This window comes from Paenibacillus ferrarius (assembly GCF_002027705.1).
Classification (GTDB): Bacteria; Bacillota; Bacilli; order Paenibacillales; family NBRC-103111; genus Paenibacillus_E; species Paenibacillus_E ferrarius.
Map to the genome: position 1 here is coordinate 141,812 of NZ_MBTG01000001.1, position 19,417 is coordinate 161,228.

The 19,417-nt window shown below is 33.9% G+C and carries 31 protein-coding genes; 29 read left to right on the top strand and 2 right to left on the bottom strand.

Annotation, left to right across the window (positions count from 1 at the left end; translation table 11 throughout):
* Nucleotides 1–68: 68 nt before the first annotated feature.
* A complete protein-coding gene (locus BC351_RS00925; protein WP_079408832.1) occupies nucleotides 69–581 on the bottom strand; it encodes a hypothetical protein in 513 nt (170 codons plus the stop codon).
* Nucleotides 582–753: 172 nt separating this feature from the next.
* Between BC351_RS00925 and BC351_RS00930 the strand changes: the two genes are divergently transcribed.
* From BC351_RS00930 to BC351_RS01045, 24 genes are all read left to right on the top strand, one after another.
* Nucleotides 754–1,080, top strand: coding sequence for a DUF5713 family protein (locus tag BC351_RS00930; RefSeq protein WP_079408833.1), 327 nt, complete (start codon nucleotides 754–756; stop codon nucleotides 1,078–1,080).
* A 144-nt stretch (nucleotides 1,081–1,224) separates the two neighbouring features.
* Entirely contained in the window at nucleotides 1,225–1,818 is a 594-nt protein-coding gene (locus BC351_RS00935; RefSeq protein ID WP_079408834.1) for a DUF4062 domain-containing protein, read from the top strand.
* A 320-nt stretch (nucleotides 1,819–2,138) separates the two neighbouring features.
* On the top strand, nucleotides 2,139–3,260 hold the full coding sequence (locus BC351_RS00940; RefSeq protein WP_144028224.1) for a hypothetical protein: 1,122 nt from the start codon (nucleotides 2,139–2,141) through the stop codon (nucleotides 3,258–3,260).
* Between the two features lie 42 nt (nucleotides 3,261–3,302).
* Complete coding sequence (locus BC351_RS00945; RefSeq protein ID WP_079408836.1) at nucleotides 3,303–4,499, top strand: AAA family ATPase; 1,197 nt, start codon at nucleotides 3,303–3,305, stop codon at nucleotides 4,497–4,499.
* 149 nt (nucleotides 4,500–4,648) lie between these two features.
* The gene (locus tag BC351_RS00950) at nucleotides 4,649–5,317 is read left to right on the top strand and encodes a lytic transglycosylase domain-containing protein (protein WP_079408837.1); all 669 of its coding nucleotides are present in this window, start codon (nucleotides 4,649–4,651) and stop codon (nucleotides 5,315–5,317) included.
* Nucleotides 5,314–5,583 carry a hypothetical protein gene (locus BC351_RS00955; protein WP_079408838.1) on the top strand — a complete coding sequence of 90 codons (270 nt, stop codon included), beginning with the start codon at nucleotides 5,314–5,316 and terminating at the stop codon, nucleotides 5,581–5,583. The genes BC351_RS00950 and BC351_RS00955 overlap by 4 nt, the downstream gene beginning before the upstream one ends.
* A gap of 16 nt (nucleotides 5,584–5,599) precedes the next feature.
* Nucleotides 5,600–6,139 (top strand): AAA family ATPase, encoded by a 540-nt coding sequence (locus BC351_RS00960; protein ID WP_079408839.1) that lies wholly within the window; start codon nucleotides 5,600–5,602, stop codon nucleotides 6,137–6,139.
* Between the two features lie 45 nt (nucleotides 6,140–6,184).
* A complete protein-coding gene (locus BC351_RS43790; RefSeq protein WP_279628290.1) occupies nucleotides 6,185–6,313 on the top strand; it encodes a hypothetical protein in 129 nt (42 codons plus the stop codon).
* 448 nt (nucleotides 6,314–6,761) lie between these two features.
* A complete protein-coding gene (locus tag BC351_RS00965; protein ID WP_079408840.1) occupies nucleotides 6,762–7,004 on the top strand; it encodes an HPr family phosphocarrier protein in 243 nt (80 codons plus the stop codon).
* Nucleotides 7,005–7,011: 7 nt separating this feature from the next.
* On the top strand, nucleotides 7,012–7,743 hold the full coding sequence (locus tag BC351_RS00970; RefSeq protein ID WP_144028225.1) for an HNH endonuclease: 732 nt from the start codon (nucleotides 7,012–7,014) through the stop codon (nucleotides 7,741–7,743).
* Between the two features lie 46 nt (nucleotides 7,744–7,789).
* Nucleotides 7,790–8,182, top strand: a complete 393-nt coding sequence (locus tag BC351_RS00975) for a hypothetical protein (protein WP_079408842.1) — start codon at nucleotides 7,790–7,792, stop codon at nucleotides 8,180–8,182.
* Nucleotides 8,172–8,423, top strand: a complete 252-nt coding sequence (locus tag BC351_RS00980; protein WP_079408843.1) for a hypothetical protein — start codon at nucleotides 8,172–8,174, stop codon at nucleotides 8,421–8,423. The genes BC351_RS00975 and BC351_RS00980 overlap by 11 nt, the downstream gene beginning before the upstream one ends.
* A gap of 44 nt (nucleotides 8,424–8,467) precedes the next feature.
* A complete protein-coding gene (locus BC351_RS00985; protein WP_079408844.1) occupies nucleotides 8,468–8,710 on the top strand; it encodes a hypothetical protein in 243 nt (80 codons plus the stop codon).
* Between the two features lie 12 nt (nucleotides 8,711–8,722).
* On the top strand, nucleotides 8,723–8,926 hold the full coding sequence (locus tag BC351_RS00990; protein ID WP_079408845.1) for a hypothetical protein: 204 nt from the start codon (nucleotides 8,723–8,725) through the stop codon (nucleotides 8,924–8,926).
* A 262-nt stretch (nucleotides 8,927–9,188) separates the two neighbouring features.
* Nucleotides 9,189–9,383 carry a hypothetical protein gene (locus BC351_RS00995; RefSeq protein WP_079408846.1) on the top strand — a complete coding sequence of 65 codons (195 nt, stop codon included), beginning with the start codon at nucleotides 9,189–9,191 and terminating at the stop codon, nucleotides 9,381–9,383.
* 27 nt (nucleotides 9,384–9,410) lie between these two features.
* Nucleotides 9,411–9,797 carry a hypothetical protein gene (locus BC351_RS01000; RefSeq protein ID WP_079408847.1) on the top strand — a complete coding sequence of 129 codons (387 nt, stop codon included), beginning with the start codon at nucleotides 9,411–9,413 and terminating at the stop codon, nucleotides 9,795–9,797.
* Between the two features lie 36 nt (nucleotides 9,798–9,833).
* Nucleotides 9,834–9,965, top strand: a complete 132-nt coding sequence (locus tag BC351_RS43795; RefSeq protein WP_279628291.1) for a hypothetical protein — start codon at nucleotides 9,834–9,836, stop codon at nucleotides 9,963–9,965.
* A gap of 27 nt (nucleotides 9,966–9,992) precedes the next feature.
* Complete coding sequence (locus BC351_RS01005; RefSeq protein ID WP_079408848.1) at nucleotides 9,993–10,232, top strand: hypothetical protein; 240 nt, start codon at nucleotides 9,993–9,995, stop codon at nucleotides 10,230–10,232.
* 237 nt (nucleotides 10,233–10,469) lie between these two features.
* Nucleotides 10,470–10,784, top strand: coding sequence for a hypothetical protein (locus tag BC351_RS01015; RefSeq protein ID WP_079408850.1), 315 nt, complete (start codon nucleotides 10,470–10,472; stop codon nucleotides 10,782–10,784).
* 35 nt (nucleotides 10,785–10,819) lie between these two features.
* A complete protein-coding gene (locus tag BC351_RS01020; protein WP_079408851.1) occupies nucleotides 10,820–11,173 on the top strand; it encodes a hypothetical protein in 354 nt (117 codons plus the stop codon).
* 171 nt (nucleotides 11,174–11,344) lie between these two features.
* The gene (locus tag BC351_RS01025; protein WP_079408852.1) at nucleotides 11,345–12,022 is read left to right on the top strand and encodes a DUF4230 domain-containing protein; all 678 of its coding nucleotides are present in this window, start codon (nucleotides 11,345–11,347) and stop codon (nucleotides 12,020–12,022) included.
* Between the two features lie 325 nt (nucleotides 12,023–12,347).
* Nucleotides 12,348–12,908, top strand: coding sequence for a hypothetical protein (locus tag BC351_RS01030; protein ID WP_079408853.1), 561 nt, complete (start codon nucleotides 12,348–12,350; stop codon nucleotides 12,906–12,908).
* Nucleotides 12,909–13,199: 291 nt separating this feature from the next.
* Complete coding sequence (locus tag BC351_RS01040; protein WP_079408855.1) at nucleotides 13,200–13,445, top strand: hypothetical protein; 246 nt, start codon at nucleotides 13,200–13,202, stop codon at nucleotides 13,443–13,445.
* 33 nt (nucleotides 13,446–13,478) lie between these two features.
* A complete protein-coding gene (locus BC351_RS01045) occupies nucleotides 13,479–13,994 on the top strand; it encodes a siphovirus Gp157 family protein (protein WP_079408856.1) in 516 nt (171 codons plus the stop codon).
* Nucleotides 13,995–14,069: 75 nt separating this feature from the next.
* Here the strand turns inward: BC351_RS01045 and BC351_RS01050 are convergent, their stop codons facing one another.
* A complete protein-coding gene (locus tag BC351_RS01050; RefSeq protein ID WP_079408857.1) occupies nucleotides 14,070–14,456 on the bottom strand; it encodes a YhjD family protein in 387 nt (128 codons plus the stop codon).
* 113 nt (nucleotides 14,457–14,569) lie between these two features.
* Between BC351_RS01050 and BC351_RS01055 the strand changes: the two genes are divergently transcribed.
* The 5 genes from BC351_RS01055 to BC351_RS01080 all read left to right on the top strand — a co-directional run bounded on the left by BC351_RS01055 (nucleotide 14,570) and on the right by BC351_RS01080 (nucleotide 19,314).
* Nucleotides 14,570–14,803 (top strand): hypothetical protein, encoded by a 234-nt coding sequence (locus BC351_RS01055; protein WP_079408858.1) that lies wholly within the window; start codon nucleotides 14,570–14,572, stop codon nucleotides 14,801–14,803.
* Nucleotides 14,804–15,209: 406 nt separating this feature from the next.
* Nucleotides 15,210–15,833, top strand: a complete 624-nt coding sequence (locus BC351_RS01065; protein WP_079408860.1) for a hypothetical protein — start codon at nucleotides 15,210–15,212, stop codon at nucleotides 15,831–15,833.
* Nucleotides 15,805–17,364, top strand: a complete 1,560-nt coding sequence (locus BC351_RS01070; RefSeq protein WP_244208846.1) for a DnaB-like helicase C-terminal domain-containing protein — start codon at nucleotides 15,805–15,807, stop codon at nucleotides 17,362–17,364. The genes BC351_RS01065 and BC351_RS01070 overlap by 29 nt, the downstream gene beginning before the upstream one ends.
* 25 nt (nucleotides 17,365–17,389) lie before the next feature.
* On the top strand, nucleotides 17,390–18,223 hold the full coding sequence (locus BC351_RS01075; protein ID WP_158081948.1) for a hypothetical protein: 834 nt from the start codon (nucleotides 17,390–17,392) through the stop codon (nucleotides 18,221–18,223).
* 14 nt (nucleotides 18,224–18,237) lie between these two features.
* Nucleotides 18,238–19,314, top strand: coding sequence for a DNA primase (locus BC351_RS01080; RefSeq protein WP_079408862.1), 1,077 nt, complete (start codon nucleotides 18,238–18,240; stop codon nucleotides 19,312–19,314).
* Nucleotides 19,315–19,417: the final 103 nt, after the last annotated feature.

The window sequence follows — 19,417 nt, forward strand, 5'->3', positions numbered from 1 at the left end:
TGAAGATGCAAAATTATTATGAAACGTGCATTTTAATATAAAAAGCCTCCCAATGAGGGAGACGTGAATTATGACTTAATTGGATTTGGTTTATCAGAAAGAGTGCTATTGTTTTCTGTTATGACTATAACTCTCTGAGCTTTATATTGCTTTTGAGTTTGATCATTCACAAAACCAAGAACAAGGGAGTTAAAATTAGATGCTTTTTTTGGATCTGTAGATGATTTAACAATCACTGTGACTGCGGTTTCGGAGTCACCAATATTCACTTTATAATCCATAATTGAATCATACCAAGATGTTTTGTAGCCTTCAATACCAAAATTCTCATCGACATACTTTTTTAACGCAACTTTAAATTCATTCTCTTTACCAGAATTATCAACTTTCTGTGGTGTAGGAGATGGAGTCGGCTGCGGAGCAGAGCTTGCTATTGCTTTAGGTTGTTCACTTGGTTTATTACTTACTGTTGGTGCTGCACTTACTTGTGTTGTAGTCGTGGATGTCACCTCTTTAGAACTGCATGCTGTTAGACAAAAAGCGATTGAAGAAACTACCACTATTATCTTTAAATTTTTCAAAAACTTTATCCCCTTTCAAATACATAACAAAAAATATAGCATAATCTGGACTATATTGGAAATAGAAGTTCGAGGTAAAATCAAATAAAAAGTACATTTTATTTTGTTGATATGAAAAAAGTGTATGTGGTAAAATATTCATATGCTAGACATACTATCGGAGGAGCATTTCATGAAAAAACTAAGTTCTGACTTTGTATATTTAAAAGATATGTATATCGATGGATACTTTCCTAATTTTCTTGTGGATAAAGTAAAAGCTGAACTAGTTAAAGTTGTTGAATTTTTGGAACAAGGAAATCAAGATATCGAAGAAATTCAATTAAAGCTTGATTTCGCTATCCATGCAATCAATGATTTAGCAGAAGAGTTTGACGAAAATGACAGCGAAATTGAAACAGTTGCGAGAGAATCAATTGCACAAACTGTTGAAGATATTTTAGCCTTTTTTGGTATCGATATAGATACAGAAGTAGCCATTCGTGAACGCGATTGGTAGTTTCTTGGATATAGAAAATGAATCTCATATTTTAAGGGGAAGCGAAGTCAAATAGATAGTGAAAATACAATTCATACATTTCATTGACAGATGCAGTGCTCTAATGGTATTATTTAGAATATTTTTCTTGAATACAGGTGACCTATGAGAAAAAAACTACAAGTCTTCATATCGTCTACTTTTGCCGATCTAGTTGCAGAACGTCAAGCCGCTGTAGAAGCTGTTCTTAACGCTGGTCACATTCCTGCTGGAATTGGGATAGAGCCATTCTTTATGAAAAGTCCAATGGAAACGATTAAGAGATGGATTCATGAATCCGATGTATATATCCTCATTCTCGGAGGAATCTATGGAACAATGCTTCCCGATGAATCGAAGAGTTATCCACATTGGGAATATGATTATGCTGGAGAACTAGGTAAGCCAAGATTCGCTCTTGTTTTAACAGATGAAGCATTAAGACAAAAGCCATACGACTTTGTAGTAATGTCAGACTATCAGAAGTTCCAAGAGTTTAAGCAATCCGTATTGGAGGAGATGCCCATACTCCATATTGAAGAAGAATGGCACATTAGTTGGGTTATTCATGAAAAGTTGAAAGAGTATAAAGGAAGAGACGATTTGTATGGCTGGGTTTCTGGCAAGGATGTATCAGACGTACAAAAGTTATTGGAAGAGAACGCGAATTTGTTGCGAGAGAATGTCAGGTTAAATGCGGAGTTAGACAAAAAAATGTGATTTATGATTTTTTTGTCTAACTCCGATGAAAGACGAATTTCAATAGAATTTATAAACTAAAAATAACTATATACATAATTATAATCGTGTGTTATATTATTAATGAGCCACAAGGAGCCTTAGCTTAGATGGATAAATAAATTTCAAGATCATCAGTTCAAGTCCGATAGGCTCCACTAAAATAACACGCTTAGGCGTGATTAGATAAACATACAACGAAAGGTTGTGATGATCTATAATAACTGATCGAGCACCGCCTCGCTCTCCAGAATATATTATATAGTAAAAATAATTTAATATAAGGGAGATTGAAAATGCATATGGCAGATAACAAGTATAAAATTAATAAGGGCAAATACCACACAGGAAAAGAATTTGTAAATAGTAACCATTTCATCGGTAAAATCAAACCAGTTAAAAATAAAAATGAGAGTACGGATAGTTGGGAAGATGTTCCATACTTCCGACTCGAAGAAGATGGCAAGAAAAAGGTATTGGAATTCATCCTTGAAACTGCATTGAGTAATGATATCAAAGTTAAGTTAACAGGGAAAGAACAACCTTATGCATATCCATATAGCAGCAAGCATAAGAAAGCTGACAAGGTAGCATGGGCTGATCGGTTTGATAAATCAAAATATCCAGACGATACTTATCACTTGATTGATCCAGACTGGGACAAAATTGATAAATTAAAAGAAATTGTAGTAACAGATGGTTGGGTTGAGGTTAAAGGCAAGTACAATCCTTATGAATTTGAAAATGAACAACAGCAGACAATTAAGGGTGTAAGTCGTCAAATTGGCTATTTGAATCCAATTATTGATGGAAAAGTGCTTGTAAATGGAAAGTTGGAAGTCATCAAATCTCAAGGAAAAGAAATTACATATGTGTGTGATTTTGAATCTCCTGATTTTGTTGAAGTAAATACATATAATATGCAAATTGGAATCAAGAGTACATATCAAGAAGAAGATAAAAGCACAAAGGTAAATGGCGTATTCCTTTCTTATGGCAAAGAACGATCAGAGCCGCGGGATGTAGAAATGACTGTCTATTATAATGAAACTACTGATGGAAGTAAGCCACTTGCGGACGCATTTGCGACACTGAATCCACTGGATTTCATTGAAGTAATCGGAGTAGATAACAATAGAGCCACGTTTGCTTATGTAGATGTTGAGAGCAGCATGGAAGAAAACGATCCATTTAATGATGTTGGGACAGATGTTGGATCTACAAAGAAAAAACGAGTTGTTAACGGGGACAAGAAGGGACTTGAGGTTACTGGCTTCGTTAAGCAGTCATTGATGCGCGGCCTATTGACAGAAGAAGAAGTCACTAAATCAGTCTCAACTCAAGCGAACGATCCTTTTGTTACAGAGACATCAAAGGAAACTGATCCATTTGCCACTAATGAGGAATTCGACCCGTTTGCTTAATTTTTTAATAAATAATAAAAATAAAATTAGGGAGAGATATATTTGTCATTTAGAAATAAAGTTCGTACTAACACACCAAAAGTTGAGCTTCACTCAATTATGTCCTTGATTGTCGGAGGATATAAAACAGGGAAAACAAGGCTATGGAAAGAGGCAACGGAGTTACATTATACTGATCCAGAAGAAGCAATGCTCATCGCGTTTGAGAGCGGTTATGAAACATGGGAGCTAGAAAATATCATTCCTGTCCATGAAGAGGGATCAGACGAAGATCTCTGGAAAGTCTGGGAATTCTTCAAAAAAGATATCGTTTCTGGTCTTGTGCAAGAGGCTAAAACAGGCCGTAAAGTAAAATTAATTGGAGTGGATACTGCTGACCGATGTGTTGATGCGGCAACAGCATGGCTATTAAGAGATCGTGCTAAAAAGTATGGAGTTCTCAAAATAGTTTCTTTACAGGAGCTTGGCGATGTTTCAAATAACAAAGAGAACGGTTATTCAGCGCTTTACGAAGAAATGAAAAAACCATTTGATGCTCTAAGGAACGCTGGATATGGAATTTGCTCTTTGGCGTGGACGAAGGAGAAAGAAACAACCCTATATAATGGTATGAAATACAATTCTGTTGAGCTGATGATGCATGCAACTGCTAAAAAGATTTTTGAGTCTCAGGCTAGTTTGATTTGTTGCTTGTTTAATGAAGTAGTCGTAATGGATAAATCAGGGAATGAATTGACTGACAATATTAAAGATAAAAAGAATAAGGAAAAGGGAAGTAACTTTCACGAAACTCGTACAGTTATGGTATTTCGTCCAACTGAATATATCTCAATTGCTGGTGGACGCTATACGGATCTTCCAACGGAACCAGTTGAGTATAGTGCTGAAAACTTCCTGAAAGTATTTGAAGATGCAGTTAAAGGACAATTAAAGAAGACAACCAAGTCGGTTCAGGAATTAAAAATTGTACAGCAAGAAGAGTCAGATGAGAAAGCAAAAGGGTTTGCTGAAGGCGTTGAAGAGACTGAAAATGCCGAGTTGCTAGCTGTTCAACTTATTGAGAGTATCACTGAAGAAACAAATCGATTTAATGTTTCTATTAAGAAAGTAATTATTCCAGAATTCACAAAAATTTTCAAGGAATCGGGTACGCATGACTACAGGAAAGTGTTGGATGTAAAGGCACTTAACGATGCTCTTGAGTTCATTAAAAAGCTTGAAAGTGATCCTGCAAAGTAATCCCAACGAAAGAGATATTATATCGTATCTGAGTTTGGGGAAACTCAGATCTCTAAGATGATGAAGAATTAAACGAAAAGAAGATTGATTTACAATAAGCTGCCTAGAAATTAAAACGTCTAGGCAGTAACTATAACTCAGGAGGTACGATGCAGAGACCGATTACAAAGTTCTCCCTTATAACTGCTCTTGCGCTATCATTAGTCGCTTGTTCTCAAATCGAGACGGTTGTAAAGGAAGAGAAAACAACTGAAAAATACATTTCAATGCCAATTGCTGAGTCAGCTTTTATTAAAAAGTATGAATATAATAAAAATAAATATTTATTTATTTATGATGAAGAAAAGCGACCATACATTAAGGATGTAGATAACCGTCTACCGAGTGCGTTGCTCGATTACATATATGAGGAATCGAAGAAAAATAATCTTAGTTATGAATTGATGATGGCTCTAGCTAAAGTTGAATCTGATTTTAATACTCAGCTTGTTTCTACAACATCGGATTATGGGTTATTTCAGTTACATGCTCCAACGGCAAAAGCGATCGCTGATGAGATGGGAATTAAAACTTATAATCTTAAGGATTCGAAAACAAATGTTCGTTTCTCAATCCATTACCTTAAACAACTCAGAGACTACTGGCGAGATCAAGGTGTCGATGAGGAAGATATGTTTGCACTGACTGTAATAAGCTATAACCGTGGAATCAGTGGTACTAAGAGCTATTTAAAACATAGAAACATTGATGATAATACATATTTGAAACGCGTTCGTGAATGGAAGCAAAAATATGAGGAAAGCGTGGTGGAGAGTTGAAAGTCGAAATTGAACCGAATTTATTCATTGAGTCAGATACACATGGATATCAAGTTGTAAAGTATACAGGATATAGATTTGATAAGAAGTTGAACAGAGACGTTGAGACATATAATGTTTTAGCCAACTTTCAGACAGTAAAAGGTTGTGCAAAGTGGATTTCTTTAAGCCTCAAAGTTAAAGAATCTACCGCGGCGACTTTAAAAGAGTTAGTTCAAGATGTTAAGAGGATTGAGAAATACATAGAAAATAAAATCAATTTCTAAGAGGAGTTGAAAATATTTGAAAAAAACGATTTTTCTTATTCTTGGTGAGAGTGGATCAGGGAAAACTGAAATTGCTCGTGAGCTTGGATTCTACGGTTATAAAGCAATTCAATCTTATACAACGAGACCAGCTAGGAAGAAAGATGAATATGGGCATATCTTTTGCTCAGATGTTGATTATGATGCCTTTCGTGAGAAGAATGAGATTGCTGCTTATAGTTGGTTTAATGATTATCATTACTTTACAACTAGAACTCAATTGGCAGAGAGTGATGTTTATGTGGTTGATCCAGATGGAATTGAAGATCTTAAAAGCAACGTAAAGAATATCAATTTTATCTCTATCTATCTCAATGTAGATGAAGACACTAGGGTTAATCGTATGAAAAAGCGTGGAGATAGTGAAGAGACAATCATGAATCGGTTAAGCGTTGATCAACAAAAATTCCGATATAAACAATTTGATTACTGTCTTCCTAATGATAAATTGACAAAGACAATTGATATTATGAGATACATTTTCGATGCTGAGACAGATGGAGCATATGACGAATAGCAATAAAAGTTAGTTTTCATTGGGAATATGAGGGAGGAAAAACAGATGAAAGATTGGGCAGTAGGACTAACAATTGCAATTATTGTTTTTGCTGTGGCAGGATGCACTGCAGTTGGAATGGTTTCTGATAATAATAAACAAGTTGAGATTGCTAAACTGCAGAATCAAAAATAACCGATGAAATCAGATTTTTATTGGAAAGCAGAGGGAGTTGTTTAATGAATATTCAAGGAATCGATGTAGCAAATGTAATGACTTATATCATTAATGAGTTGGCTTGCATGGAGTCCAGAATTCTGTCACGAAGATTTGGAAAGGTATTATAACACTGCACAAGAACAGTTGAAGAAATTAAATTTCAACCTTCTAACAGAAGACGAACTTAAATTCTTGGGATTCAGAAAGTATTCCGATAATAGTGAGAATTACTTGGTTCCACTTTGGCTACTGAGATGCTTGCCTGAAGGCACTGTATTAAGGTGTCTCAGTGGGAGAGAATGCGTAGTTGGTACAGATGAAATTGATAATGATGTTCGTTATGGATTGACTGCATTTAGTTTGATTCAACACTAAGAGTAAAACCCAATCAAACTAATTTTTTATTAGAAAAGGAGAATTGAAAATGAATAAAAATATTCTGAAAGTTAAGGTTCTTACGGAGAAGATCGATACCAAATTCATCTCAAAAATTACTCATGCAGCAGGCCACTCTACAAGCACAGTAGAGGTTAGCAAAAAACATATTCGAGTCGATTCTAAAAGTATCCTTGGGCTGTTTACATTGGGTTTGAGATCTGATGATGAAATTACATTTACTTCAGATGATCAAGAAGTATTAGAAGATATTGCAGCGTTGTTTGCATAGGCGAAACGTGAAAATAATAGTCGTTGATGGGAATGATGTTCTTGTCGATGATGATGACTACTTGTTTCTAATTAATTGTTTTAATTTAAGAATGGAAGGCGTATATGTCCAGTGCACACCAAAGAAACAATACAAGAAAATGGGATTGAGAGCTAATTCACTTCAAAAATTATTAGTGTTACCCGAGAAATTGGGGAGAAATATTGTAGTAGATCATATTGATGGGAACGAGTCGAATAATCAGAAAAGTAATCTTAGAATATGTACACATCCAGAGAACATGAAGAATAGAAAAAAGAATAAAACTTATGCCAACAGAAAGCCAACTTCGAAATACAAAGGAGTCTATTGGTATAAAGCAAATCAGTGTTGGCTTGCCAGATTAAATGTAGACAATAAAAATGTTACAGTTGGATGTTTTTCTAATGAAATAGCCGCTGCTTCAGCATATAACCTGTATGCTAAAAAATATCATGGCGAGTTTGCAAAATTGAACGATCTAGAAAAACTAGAAATGAGCGAAAATGAATTTGAGATACATAGGATGGCTAAAAATAAATCTTCGCAATACATAGGTGTTTGTTTTGTTGATGATCGATGGGTTGCACAGATATGTCACAAAGGTAAGAACATGAGAATTGGTGGATTTCATACCGAAATAGAAGCGGCAGAGGCATACAACAATAAGGCATTAGAACTAAAGGGTGAGAAAGCTAAATTAAATATGATACATGCATAAGAGGCAATTGAAATCGCGCTTTCATCGGGAATAGGGGGATAAGAATATGAGTGTATTTTATTATGGAAGTTTTAATATTAAGAATACCGATGAATTTGAAAGTATGGTTAACTTTTGTACAGTTGATTTAGAAGAATCAAAACATATACATAAAGTATTTGAATTTGAAGATCATCAAGTAGTTGTTACAAGAATTAAAGAAGATGAGTATTCAATTGATCTTTGGGACGGACAATTTTGGTCTGGCTGTAATCGATATGTTAATCGAGGAAGCAATGAACATGAACCCATTGGAACTGCATCATCAATGCACGACTGTGATGGATGTGAAAAACTTGATATCTGCAAGATTAAACAGTATGTTCCAGTTTGGAAGTGGACTGAGGAAATTGAGAAACAAATGGAGTTAGATTGGAGAGAAATGGCAGATGCTAAATAATGATAAATTTATACTAGTTCAAGGCGACGATTGGGAAGGTCTTTATTTAAACAATGAGATGTTTGACGAGGATCATAAAATTCTAAGAGAGGCTCTTGTTGGGTATATGAATAAATATAAGACTCTCGATGTTGAATTTCATAGTCTAAATGACGAGGGCGATGCGTGGTTGCAAGAACGAGGAAATTTGCCAAATTATTATAATGAAATTCCTGAAAACTATTTCGTTTATACATTTTAATAATCACATGAAACCACACATTTATCTGAAATGGAGGTGAGAACTTGAAATTTTCTCGCAAAGCGACATCAGATGATTTTGAGAAAGAAACTCAGAAATGGGTATTACAGCTATCACTTGAAACTAGAGAGGCCTTGAGAAATGGTGATCACGGCACTCGCTACAGAATTAAAAAAGAATTTCAGTGTAGCATTCAGGAAGCTGCAGTAATTCAAAAAGATTATTTGGCTTATTGGTCAGCATTAAAAGATTTCTCTGAGGGTAAGGAAGTATTTGTTGAATATTAATGGAGGTTACATATGGAACTAGACAATAGGCAAAAATATTCATTGCTTCAAGCAGTTAATGATAAATTATTTATTCTTGGATGGAAGATCTCAGATTACGAAAAACTTCCAGAGAGTAAAGGGTTGAACATTGTTCTTCGTGATGTGAGAAATGAAATAGATGACCTCAAGTATGTTAAAGCAGAACTTGAAAAAGATGTTTACAGACACGGATGAAATGGAACTTGTATCGGAATTTTTAGAATGAATACAATATTAATCACCTTAGAGGAGGAAAGTGTGTGAAGGAGGATTTAGTAATGGATATTAATAAGTGCGGAGGTCAAATCTCTTGTGCGTGCGGTGAATCGCTTGATCATCATGAAGTAACAACTGAATGTCTAGATATTATGGTTGATGCTCTTAGGGAGGTAAGTAGTTTGTAGGGGACTTACTAATTACAAATAAAAAGCGATTTCATCAACAAAGGAGTTTATAAATGAAAATCATTAAAGTTGATAATTATGCTAGAGAGCACATTGCTGATCACTTGATCGCAGAGAACCTCAATGATTATTGGGGGAATTATATTGTTGAGTTACTCAACAGCAGACAACATGAAGATAGCGATAATTATTTTAGATTGGTTGAAGACAATCATGTTCTGTGGCGTGGAATGGAAGAATTAATTTAGAAAATTATTTAAAACGGAGGAATCTGAATGAGCTGCAACGAGACAAAAACAGTATTAAGAGCTGAGATTGAAGAGCTAAGAAGCAATAAGTACAATGAAGCCTACATGTTTTTTAGAGGCTTGGGTTTCCGTGAACCAGATGATATTGATGGAAATGATGAATCAGTTGAGTGGTTCTATTACAAAGAAAAGGTTGGGGAAGTTGTTCCCGTTTATGATTATGATGAAAAACGTTGGGGAGTTGATTTAGTTTTAGGACACTCTACAGACTATGATGATTCGCATAGCATTTCTACAACTCTTCAAGAACTTCAAATTAAGATTAATGAGTTAAGCGAAAGATTCGGGAATAGAAATTGGAAATTCGTAAGTTATACATGGTACAACGGTTCAGATGAACCGATTCAGTTTTAATAAAATAAAAGTTTCATGGGAAAGGGTGATAAACCAATGACTGTTCGAGAATTAATTGCACATCTAAAAGATTGTGACCAAGATGCCAATGTAATGCTGGATTATGGTGGCACTGAGATGGACGTTGATGGAATAAACGAAGAAGACGGATATATTGTTATTCAATAAAAGGATGATTTCATTGGGGGAGAATAGATGTGTTATGTATGTGGAGGCAGAAATAAAAAAGTAAAAATAACCATGATTATAGGGGACATTACTTATATTAATTTCCCTGCCACTGATTGCGAAGAGTGCAGCGATAGAGGAAGAACATACGGGATTGGACATTTAATTTATTATCCTAAGTATGCAAAACATCTGGGAGTTAATGAATTCGATTGTGACAGTATTGAATGGGAAGCATTATGTAAATGGATTAAGGAAAATAAATGATGGATTTTATTAAGAAAAAAGAAGGCTGTTATAAAAACAGCCCGATGATTACAGCCATAACTGTAGGACTCACTTTAAATTGGAACTTGAAAGCACCAGTAGATTTTTTCTCAAATAATATTTCCATTTCTATCACCTCATTCCACAGTAACAATCGAAATTACTCACTGTATCGTTGCGGAGGAATGAGATATAAAATATTAAATCAGTTAAAACAGCAGTTTTATAAGGAAAGGAATGAGAGGGATTAGACTTCATAAATTAAACCAATTTGATATTTTCACAATAGATGTACTATGTACAGATTTCCCTGATTTGATGATTAGGGACGAAGATGAAGTCTATTGTACACCATCAAATGACGGAAAAAATTTGCTGATAATTGAGACAGATCTAGATGAGATTAATTGCCTATTTAGAGTATTTAAGAGAAGTTTTTTATATGGCAATCATGCTTTTACAATGATTGTGTCTCAAACAAAAGATGAGAAACGAAACAAAGTTGAGGAAGATGAAGAAATCGATAAGTTTCTAGAAAAAGTTTTGCATTGAAACTTGTCTTTCATTAGAAAAAAAGAGGTGAAAAGTTGAACAAAATTATCAAATTTGTTAATGAAACTGATATCCCAGATATGGTCAAATACATCACTAATGGCGATAAAGAAGTTTGGAAGGTTATCAATCAAATTAAAGAAGGTAGCTTAGAATTTATGAGTAAGGCGCAAGAGTTAGTTGACGAGTTATCAAAACATCTTGTTGAGTATAAGCCAAAAATGATTGTTGAAGCCCTAGAAGACTGTATGAATAATTTCAGAAAAGGTCAGCGTTTAGAGATTACCGCGGTAACCAATGGGGGAGTTGTTTTAGAAGATTTAGCGGATATTGAAGAGAAGTGGATTCGTAAATATTTTAAAGTTGTCGGAATGAGTGAATGTCTTTGACCCTGCTGATAAAACTGAGCATTGTGTGACGTGCAGCTTTGAGGGATTTGAAGCGGAAATTTACAACAGAGGATCGTTGAGTCGATGCTTGAGATGTAGAAGAGCAACGAACAAGGAAATTTCAGGAGATGAGTATTTCAAAAACAAAAAACATAAAGAAGGTGAAAGGATTTGATAGTCAAACACCTATATAAACATCGCAAATTATTCGCAACAATCATCGTTGTCACTGGAGTTACCTATTTTGTTTCAAACTTACATCTTGGTGGAGGCGTCGAGCCAGAAGTTGTACACCACGCGTATACAGGTTTAAACCATATTGAAGAGGCTGATGTAATTGATAAGAATGTTGTAATCAAGGCCATACACAGTAAGTCAGAATTAGTCGGGCTGGATACACATGGACTAAAAACGTACATAGTTTCAGATTCATTTTTTCAAAATCATGGATCTATTAAAGATTACCTTGGTAATAGAACATTGGAAATTATAGCTCAAACATATTTTAAAACAGGAATCGATTTATCCAGTATACATAATGAAGATGTGGTTGTTTATGGTCAGACTTTATTTTTGAAACTAAGTAAAAGTCAGATGCAGATGATATCATTAGATATACCATTCGATCAAATACAATTTAATACTAAGTTAGGTCTGTTCCGTTCAAACTTTAGCTTAGAAGATAAACAATTTTTATATAGTGAACTAAGGAAATCAGTCGAAAATGAGATCATGAATAATGAAATCATAAGAGAAAATACATATAAGAATGTCTCGGATACGCTAAGGAATCTGTTGGAGAAGATTCCGAATTGTACGAAAGTCGTGATACAAGAAAAAATAACATAAGATAATAAGATGATTTGAAAAATGTCTTAGAGCTCTTGGTGTAGTGTATGAGTTTGAAAAACTAGTTTAAATACCAATAAAGACAATCTTTTATGAGGAGATGATAGTAATTAGCAACTGCGAACATAAAAACAAAGTTTTTTCTAGTCTTTCTTATGCAACAAACCCACCAAAAACACCTTGGATATGCAAAGATTGTGGCGAAGAGGGAATTCATGTATCACAATATAATTTTAACGATACTTATGAGAGTATTAAGAGAAAATTCGATATTAAAACCAAATAAAGTTCAACTTTTAAGATAAATTAGAAAAGGAGAAATTAAATGGATAAATTTTTTAATGATTTGAAGAAGTTTATGATTCAAGAAAGCCAAGAGCAAAAGTTTAATGCTTGCGAATATTTTCATACGTTACACCAACATAAAGATAAATTAACAGAACTAATTCATACATACGAAAATCACAATTGCTATTTTAGTTATACAGTAGATAATACAGACGGCTACACTGATGGTGTCATTAGCATTCATTTTAATAATTGGCAAGAGGGCTCTTACTACTACGATATTGTTCTAAGCTCTAATCAGATGTGGGGAGGTTATTGTCAATGCACACCTGAAGATGAGGGCTATAATCCAATTCATGACTGCTGTGGTCTTGGATGCGATTATAATGCACCATCATTTAATATAAAGAAGATCTCAAATGTGGCAGGCGAAGATTTTACTGGACATGAGAGAGATATGTGGTTGCTTCAAGAACAATGGGATAAAGATATGGGCATTTATAAAGAAGACAAGAATAATGCTCAAATAAAGGAAATTGAAAAACAAATAGCAAGCCTACAAAAGAGAAGGGTAGAGCTGCAGTTATTCAATTCGTAATGAAAGGAGATTTTCATTGGGAAAAATAGGAGTGATTAAATGAGTTGTAACAATATGTACTGTTACTGGAATTATAATGATCAATGTTGTACTGACAGCGAAGAAGCTTTTGAAAAAGCTATTCCAAATACATTAGATTGTCCTTCCTCTCTTCGAAAAAACTTCGAGGAACAGTTATACATCCTCATCGATGAGTGTACTGAATTACTTAATAAAATGAACATGAGAGAGTTAATCACAATTAAGAAGTTTATTGAGAATCAAAGAAAATAGATTGAGGGAGAGATGTGCGTGTTAAGGATTATTGAAACTTATAGTATTGATGAAGTTTATTATCAAGAGTCGTATGAAATTGAATTGTATCAAGATGACGTAAGAATAACTTCAGTAAGATTTCATGATGGTGAGTCTGAAGACAACACAATTAGTCGTAATTTTAATGATGTAAATAGAATTACGGATCTTATGATAATTGCTTATAATGCAGGCAAAAATGGGGAAGAAATGGTTTTTAAAAATAGCGAATCCAAAGAATAATAAAAATAAATATACAAGGGAGATAAAATATATATGCCAAAATTATACGATCTTGCTGAAGACTACAAGTTTTTTAATCAAATGGTGGAAAACGCCTTAGACTCAGGCGAAGAGTTAACCGAGGATGATCTGCAAATGTTTATCGATACTCTAGATTCATTGCAAGATGGACTTGAAAATAAGCTAGAAAATATTGTTAAGTTTCTTCGCAATATTGAAGGCGATATTAAAGCTTACAAAGAAGAAGAAAAGAGACTAGCTCAGAAACGAAAATATCTTGAGAGCAAATTTGATGGCTTAAAGAGTTACACTCAAACAGTGTTGGAAGTTAATAAAATTGAGAAAGTAAAAGCAGGGAATTTCAATGTTAGACTACAAGCAAACCCCGCATCTGTGAAAATCTTGGATGAGAAAAAAGTACCAGTTGCTTACCGTGTGCCTCAACCTGATACTATTGATTCAAAGGGTTTGCTTGCTGCTTTAAAAGGTGGCAAAACAATTGAAGGGGCAGAATTAGTGACAGACAAAAAGCATTTACGAATTAGTTAATATATAAAGTAAAAATAACATATACAAAAATAAATGTTGGTGTTACAATCGTATTGAGGGGTAAGAAAAATTGTATCACTTCTTACCAATCTCAAACAGTAACTTTTCAATTTTTTGTACATATTTCTTCAGTAAAACACCAAGTTCAGGTTTGGCTGTTCCTTTGAGAATACTAAATTTCTCAGTGTATCCGCGGCAATGTAATACATAGCTTAATTCATTTTCATTTGAACGCTCCTTGGATAAATTAGCCTCGGATTGCTTCAACAATAGTTTAATTTTTCGTATGTCATTGTTGATATCATCAATAACAGCATCCGTTGTAGAAACGTAAAGTGATTTTAATGTCATTGAAGACAACTTTAAATCATCTCTGTTATTGCATACGATATCTCGAAGTATTTCAAGTAATGCTAATTCACGGGCTTTATCGATTTCTTCTGCAGTGGGACGATTACTCACTTAAATCACCTCTAAAGGAACATTTGTTCTAATATCATATCATATTTACGTGACTGAAGCCACGTTTCAAGTGTATAATATAAGAACGAGTGTTCTTTTTGGAGGAGAATTCAATGAAAAAAAGTAATGTAGATACATCGCGGATACCAAAGTTTAATTCCCATGAAGAGGCGTTAGTTTATTTCAATAAGTGGGGAAAGCTCACTTTTTTTGGTAAAATCGGTGGATTTGATGATGGATACTACGTCTACACATTTGATCATTTTGATGGCAGACAGTTCTTTTTAGATGTGTACGATAATGGAAGAATTGTATTGGAGTTAAGGGATTTTGCTCAAAATTTTTAAACACTAAAGTATTATTTAGAGATTAAAAATAAAATTATGTTTTTGAAATGTAATGAAATATAGTTTTCATTGGAATGAAGGTGGTGAAAAATGTTTAGGAAACACTGGTGTGGATTTTTAAAACTGCAATTGGAAATTTGGAGAGACGCAAAGAGATCTTGGAAGTTCTGTTTTGTATTTGTCCTCTGTGTTATGGGATTAAGTTACTTTACAGGACTAAGCCCAGACAGAATCTTCGTAGCAATTACAATGGGATTTGCTGTTGTTGCACTTAGCTTTATTATTTACACTTTGTTGTTGTTACTGCTTAGCAAGAAAAAATGAGATGTGAAGTGAAACGGAGGTGATATAAATCGGACGACTTGTTAAATGTCAATGGTGTGATATTAAAGATGAAAAAGTGCTGATGAAGTCTATAGGAGACCGATATGTACATGTTAACTGTTATGAGGCTTATAACACCGATAAAGATTTAAGAGCGCAAGTAAAATGTTTTCAGTGTCAAAACTATGGCACTAAAAAAAATATGACTAGATTAAATAATAAGAACATTCACCTCTCATGTGTACCTGAATATGAAAAGAAGTGTATAGAGAATGAGCATTGGGATCGATTATACAATCATGTTAAAGAAATACATAGCGCACTTGTGATACCTAAAGGATTCATTACTCGTTTGCAGAAATTGAGAAATGGTACCTACATAAAATCAGGTAAACTTATAAAGCAGTATAAGTGCGGTTTCGAATATGAGTTAATCTTGGATGCATACTTGTTGGGAGATGGTTCAATAAAGTGGAACTTAGCCAATAAATTAATTGAACCATATAGTGAAAGCTCAATGCATTATTGCTTTGAGATCATGTATGGAAAAATTAGTGAAGCTTCACGGCGAAGAGAACAGAAACACAAACAGGCAGAAAAACAAAAAAGGCAAGAACAGCAACCAATATTAAATGACATGTCGTTAGAAAGTAAAAGTAATATAAAATATAAAAAAGATGAATCAGATATTACAGCATTCATCTAAAAAATGGAGATGTTGGGTCATAGAAGAAAAAAAACATATTGAGGAATTTGTTCTACCATCAGAACCACATGAGTCATTATTTATCGGATATCTTTGGAAGAATCCAAATTTAATCACGAAATATAAGTCACATAAAATTGAGAAAGAGACTTTTACTAAGAAAATTTGGTATTTCTATTATTACATAGGTAAAGAAATGTTCGATGGAGGAATAAGAGCTTTCGATGAGGCTTCAGTCTATTCATTTATTACCTCGAAGCCAGCTGAGACTGGGAAGAAGTCCTACTTTGATTACTATAATGAGTACGGTGGCTTCAATACAGTACAAGAACTTATGGACGAATGTGAAAAGAATAATGGCAACGACGAATATCATTTTAGTGAAATTCAAAAATATGAAAGTTTAAGATCATTTCAGGATGAGGGCTTAATTAATGTAGCAAAAAAAGAGTTAGTGAATAAATTTGTAAAGATGACTTTGAAGCAATTACAAAGTTATTTTCAGTATAAAACTTCACAAATCTTTTCTCATGTTAATTGCGGAGAAGTCGTTGAATACAATCTTCTTGATGATCTTGATGTAGCTATCCAAAAGATGAACGAAGGCGATGCCATGGGATTACCGCTTCATGATTCCCCGCGGCTAAGTAAGAAAATTAAAGGTTGGAGAAAAGGCGAGTTAATGTATCTAGTTCTAAGCAGTGGAGTGGGCAAGAGCTCCATATCAATGGAGAAATTCGTACTATCTTTGGTTGAAAATCAAGAGAACGGTTTGATGTTTACCAATGAGGAGAATGTTTGGAAATCACGAAACCTTATCTTAGCTACAGTCGCATCAAAAATATTGAATAAAGCGATTAATAGGGAAAAATTAACAGAGGGATCATTTGACGAAAGTACTATGTCAAAGTTAAATGCAGCAAAAGACTGGTTGAATGAGCAGAAGAGGGATCTTATTAAGTTCTACGACCTAAAGAAGTATCGAGTCGAGGATGTTATTAATAGGATTCAAATGATGAAACCTTTAAATTTTAACTATGCAATCTTAGACACATTCAAACCTGACAGCTCATCTAAAGAAGCTCAAAGGTGGGAGGCTTTTAGTAACTCGGCGCAAGAGATTTTTGATTCAATCAAACCTGAAGCAAATAACATGGGAATGCTTGCAACAGTTCAATTAAAGATAGGCAAGGAATATCGATATCTAGATCTTAGTGCAATTGGTAAATCGCTTGAGATTGTTGAGGTTGCTTCTGTCGTAATGATGGGAAGATTGCTTTATTCAGATGAGTTTCCAGATTGCAAAAATGAATTAAAACCTTATAACTGGGAAAAAGATGAATTTGACGGGAAATGGCATAAAAAACTATACAGACTTGATCCTGACAAGACATACATGATTCTTTTTCTAGCTAAGAATAGAAATGGTGGAGTTGATGAACAAATTTTGTACGAAGTGAATTATGGGATAAATAGTTTTCGTGAGGTGGCTTGGGTTCAAATGGAACGTAAGTCAAATACAATGTTTTAGGAGGAGCATGTTGAAGAGTCCAAGAATGAAGATAGAAGAAGATGTCCTAAAACATTTATACTTAGAACTGGGATTAACCGCTAAAGAGATTGCAGAAAAATATAATGGATACGCAGCTCACAATATTAAGTATTATTTGAGACAATATGGACTAGTTAATAATAAATATAAAATCAATCATGTTTTAAGTGAAATTCAGAAGGACTTGATTATTGGGAGTGCATTAGGTGACGGTGGTTTTGATTACCGAAATGATTCGACTTCTTTAAATGTTTCACATGCTGAGAATCAAAAAAGCTATTGTCAGATGAAATTTGAGTTAATTAAGGATATATGTAATCATAGAGAGTTAAGATTTAAAGATAGGTCGAATGAAAAAGATGGACATAAACGTCAATCTCAATTTACCTTTAACACAAAATACATTGTAGCAATGAATGAATTTTATAAGATGTCCAGATATGATCTTATGGATAATTTGAATTCAAATTCAATGATGATTTGGCTTCTAGATGATGGACATAAATATGAACCAAGGGGCAAAAATAAAAATTCTAGCTATGAACTATCAGTTGGAAGATTCACTTTAGCTGAAGTTGCTTATGCACAGAAAATAATAAATGATAAATTCAATCTCAATACAGGCTTAAAGTACAATGAAAAATGGAAGAATCCACAGTATACCATAACATTTGACGTAGAACAGAGTTACCTTCTCTCGCAAATTATTAGTAATTGTGAAATGGGTTATATAGCAAAAGAGTCTATGTCATACAAATTAATAGATACTATACATATAAATAGGATTACCCAAAATTACAAAGTAGTCCAAGAAATGATGTCTCGTTCTATTTCTTAGGTGGAGGAGGCAAGATGAATAATGACTTAACGGATATTAAGAAGAGGATTCTAGAAGAGGATCGTTTAAAAGAAATATTAAATTTAATGGAATGTGAAGAAGTAAAGTTTAAAAACAATCGATTTGAAGCAATGTTGCCACCCAAGTTTAACAGTGATAGTACAAGGTCAGTACAGGCTTACCAAAACGAAAACATTTCATGCCGCATACGTACTAGAAGCGTTTCAAATATAGATATTTTTGATTTGATTTCATATATAGTTTTTGATTGTTATGATGATAATTCTATACATAAATGTCTTCCTAAATCGAAAAGATGGCTGTGTGAAAAATTAGGTTATGATGAATATTTAAATGGGTTCGCTCGAACTGAACCCAAAAAAGACCATTTAAGGTGGTTGCACGATCTAAAACGAAAACGAAGCAAACAGAAACATCAAATTAAAGAAAATGAAATCTTCGATGATTCAATTCTTAGCCAATTTGTTATGTATCCTCATGTTAAGTATTTGGATGAAGGAATAGAATATAAAACACAGTTGGAGTTTCAGATTGGGTTCGATATTCAATCAGAACGGCTTATATATCCAATACATAATCAATTTGGCGAGATTATCTCTGTCAAAGGCAGAACTTTAGAGCTTGAATATGAATTAAAAAACATCCCCAAATTCCTATATTTGATTCCTTTCAATATGATGTATGAATGGTACAACTGGCACCGAGCTATGTATTATATTATTGAGGCAAAGGAAGTTATCATATACGAGGCAGAGAAAACAAGCTGGCTTAGTACTCAATTTGGGATTCGAAATTGCTTATCAATAGGTGGTGGAGACATCTCAGAGTTTCAAGTACAATTAATAAAAAGTCTAGGAATGGAAATTAAAATTGTTTTAGCTTATGACAAAGATAAGACTGCAGAAGACATCAAGAAGCAAGCCAAGAAATTTGGCAATACCCGCTCTGTATTCGCTATGTGGGACGGTAGAAAGGTATTTTCAGCAGATGAAAAACATTCTCCCACAGATTTAGGAGAGGAAGCGTTTAAACAGTTATATGAGGATAGACATCAATACAGAATAATATGATTAATAAAGTAAAAATAACTATTGAATTGTAATATAGGAGGTGTTATACTGAGGACAAGAAAGAAATTCCAGTTTCTTAAGTCAAAGTGTAGCACCTTTTGTT

Coding starts and splice junctions, on each gene's coding strand:
- BC351_RS01000 (WP_079408847.1), top strand. CDS start 9,411: ATGAGCTGCAACGAGACAAAAACAGTATTAAGAGCTGAGATTGAAGAG.
- BC351_RS00950 (WP_079408837.1), top strand. CDS start 4,649: ATGCAGAGACCGATTACAAAGTTCTCCCTTATAACTGCTCTTGCGCTA.
- BC351_RS01075 (WP_158081948.1), top strand. CDS start 17,390: ATGAAGATAGAAGAAGATGTCCTAAAACATTTATACTTAGAACTGGGA.
- BC351_RS00975 (WP_079408842.1), top strand. CDS start 7,790: ATGAGTGTATTTTATTATGGAAGTTTTAATATTAAGAATACCGATGAA.
- BC351_RS01030 (WP_079408853.1), top strand. CDS start 12,348: ATGGATAAATTTTTTAATGATTTGAAGAAGTTTATGATTCAAGAAAGC.
- BC351_RS00990 (WP_079408845.1), top strand. CDS start 8,723: ATGGAACTAGACAATAGGCAAAAATATTCATTGCTTCAAGCAGTTAAT.
- BC351_RS00930 (WP_079408833.1), top strand. CDS start 754: ATGAAAAAACTAAGTTCTGACTTTGTATATTTAAAAGATATGTATATC.
- BC351_RS01005 (WP_079408848.1), top strand. CDS start 9,993: ATGTGTTATGTATGTGGAGGCAGAAATAAAAAAGTAAAAATAACCATG.
- BC351_RS00940 (WP_144028224.1), top strand. CDS start 2,139: ATGGCAGATAACAAGTATAAAATTAATAAGGGCAAATACCACACAGGA.
- BC351_RS01065 (WP_079408860.1), top strand. CDS start 15,210: ATGAAGTCTATAGGAGACCGATATGTACATGTTAACTGTTATGAGGCT.
- BC351_RS00995 (WP_079408846.1), top strand. CDS start 9,189: ATGAAAATCATTAAAGTTGATAATTATGCTAGAGAGCACATTGCTGAT.
- BC351_RS01045 (WP_079408856.1), top strand. CDS start 13,479: ATGCCAAAATTATACGATCTTGCTGAAGACTACAAGTTTTTTAATCAA.
- BC351_RS01015 (WP_079408850.1), top strand. CDS start 10,470: ATGAGAGGGATTAGACTTCATAAATTAAACCAATTTGATATTTTCACA.
- BC351_RS00935 (WP_079408834.1), top strand. CDS start 1,225: ATGAGAAAAAAACTACAAGTCTTCATATCGTCTACTTTTGCCGATCTA.
- BC351_RS01055 (WP_079408858.1), top strand. CDS start 14,570: ATGAAAAAAAGTAATGTAGATACATCGCGGATACCAAAGTTTAATTCC.
- BC351_RS43795 (WP_279628291.1), top strand. CDS start 9,834: ATGACTGTTCGAGAATTAATTGCACATCTAAAAGATTGTGACCAAGAT.
- BC351_RS01070 (WP_244208846.1), top strand. CDS start 15,805: ATGAATCAGATATTACAGCATTCATCTAAAAAATGGAGATGTTGGGTC.
- BC351_RS00980 (WP_079408843.1), top strand. CDS start 8,172: ATGCTAAATAATGATAAATTTATACTAGTTCAAGGCGACGATTGGGAA.
- BC351_RS01080 (WP_079408862.1), top strand. CDS start 18,238: ATGAATAATGACTTAACGGATATTAAGAAGAGGATTCTAGAAGAGGAT.
- BC351_RS43790 (WP_279628290.1), top strand. CDS start 6,185: ATGAAAGATTGGGCAGTAGGACTAACAATTGCAATTATTGTTTTTGCT.
- BC351_RS00965 (WP_079408840.1), top strand. CDS start 6,762: ATGAATAAAAATATTCTGAAAGTTAAGGTTCTTACGGAGAAGATCGAT.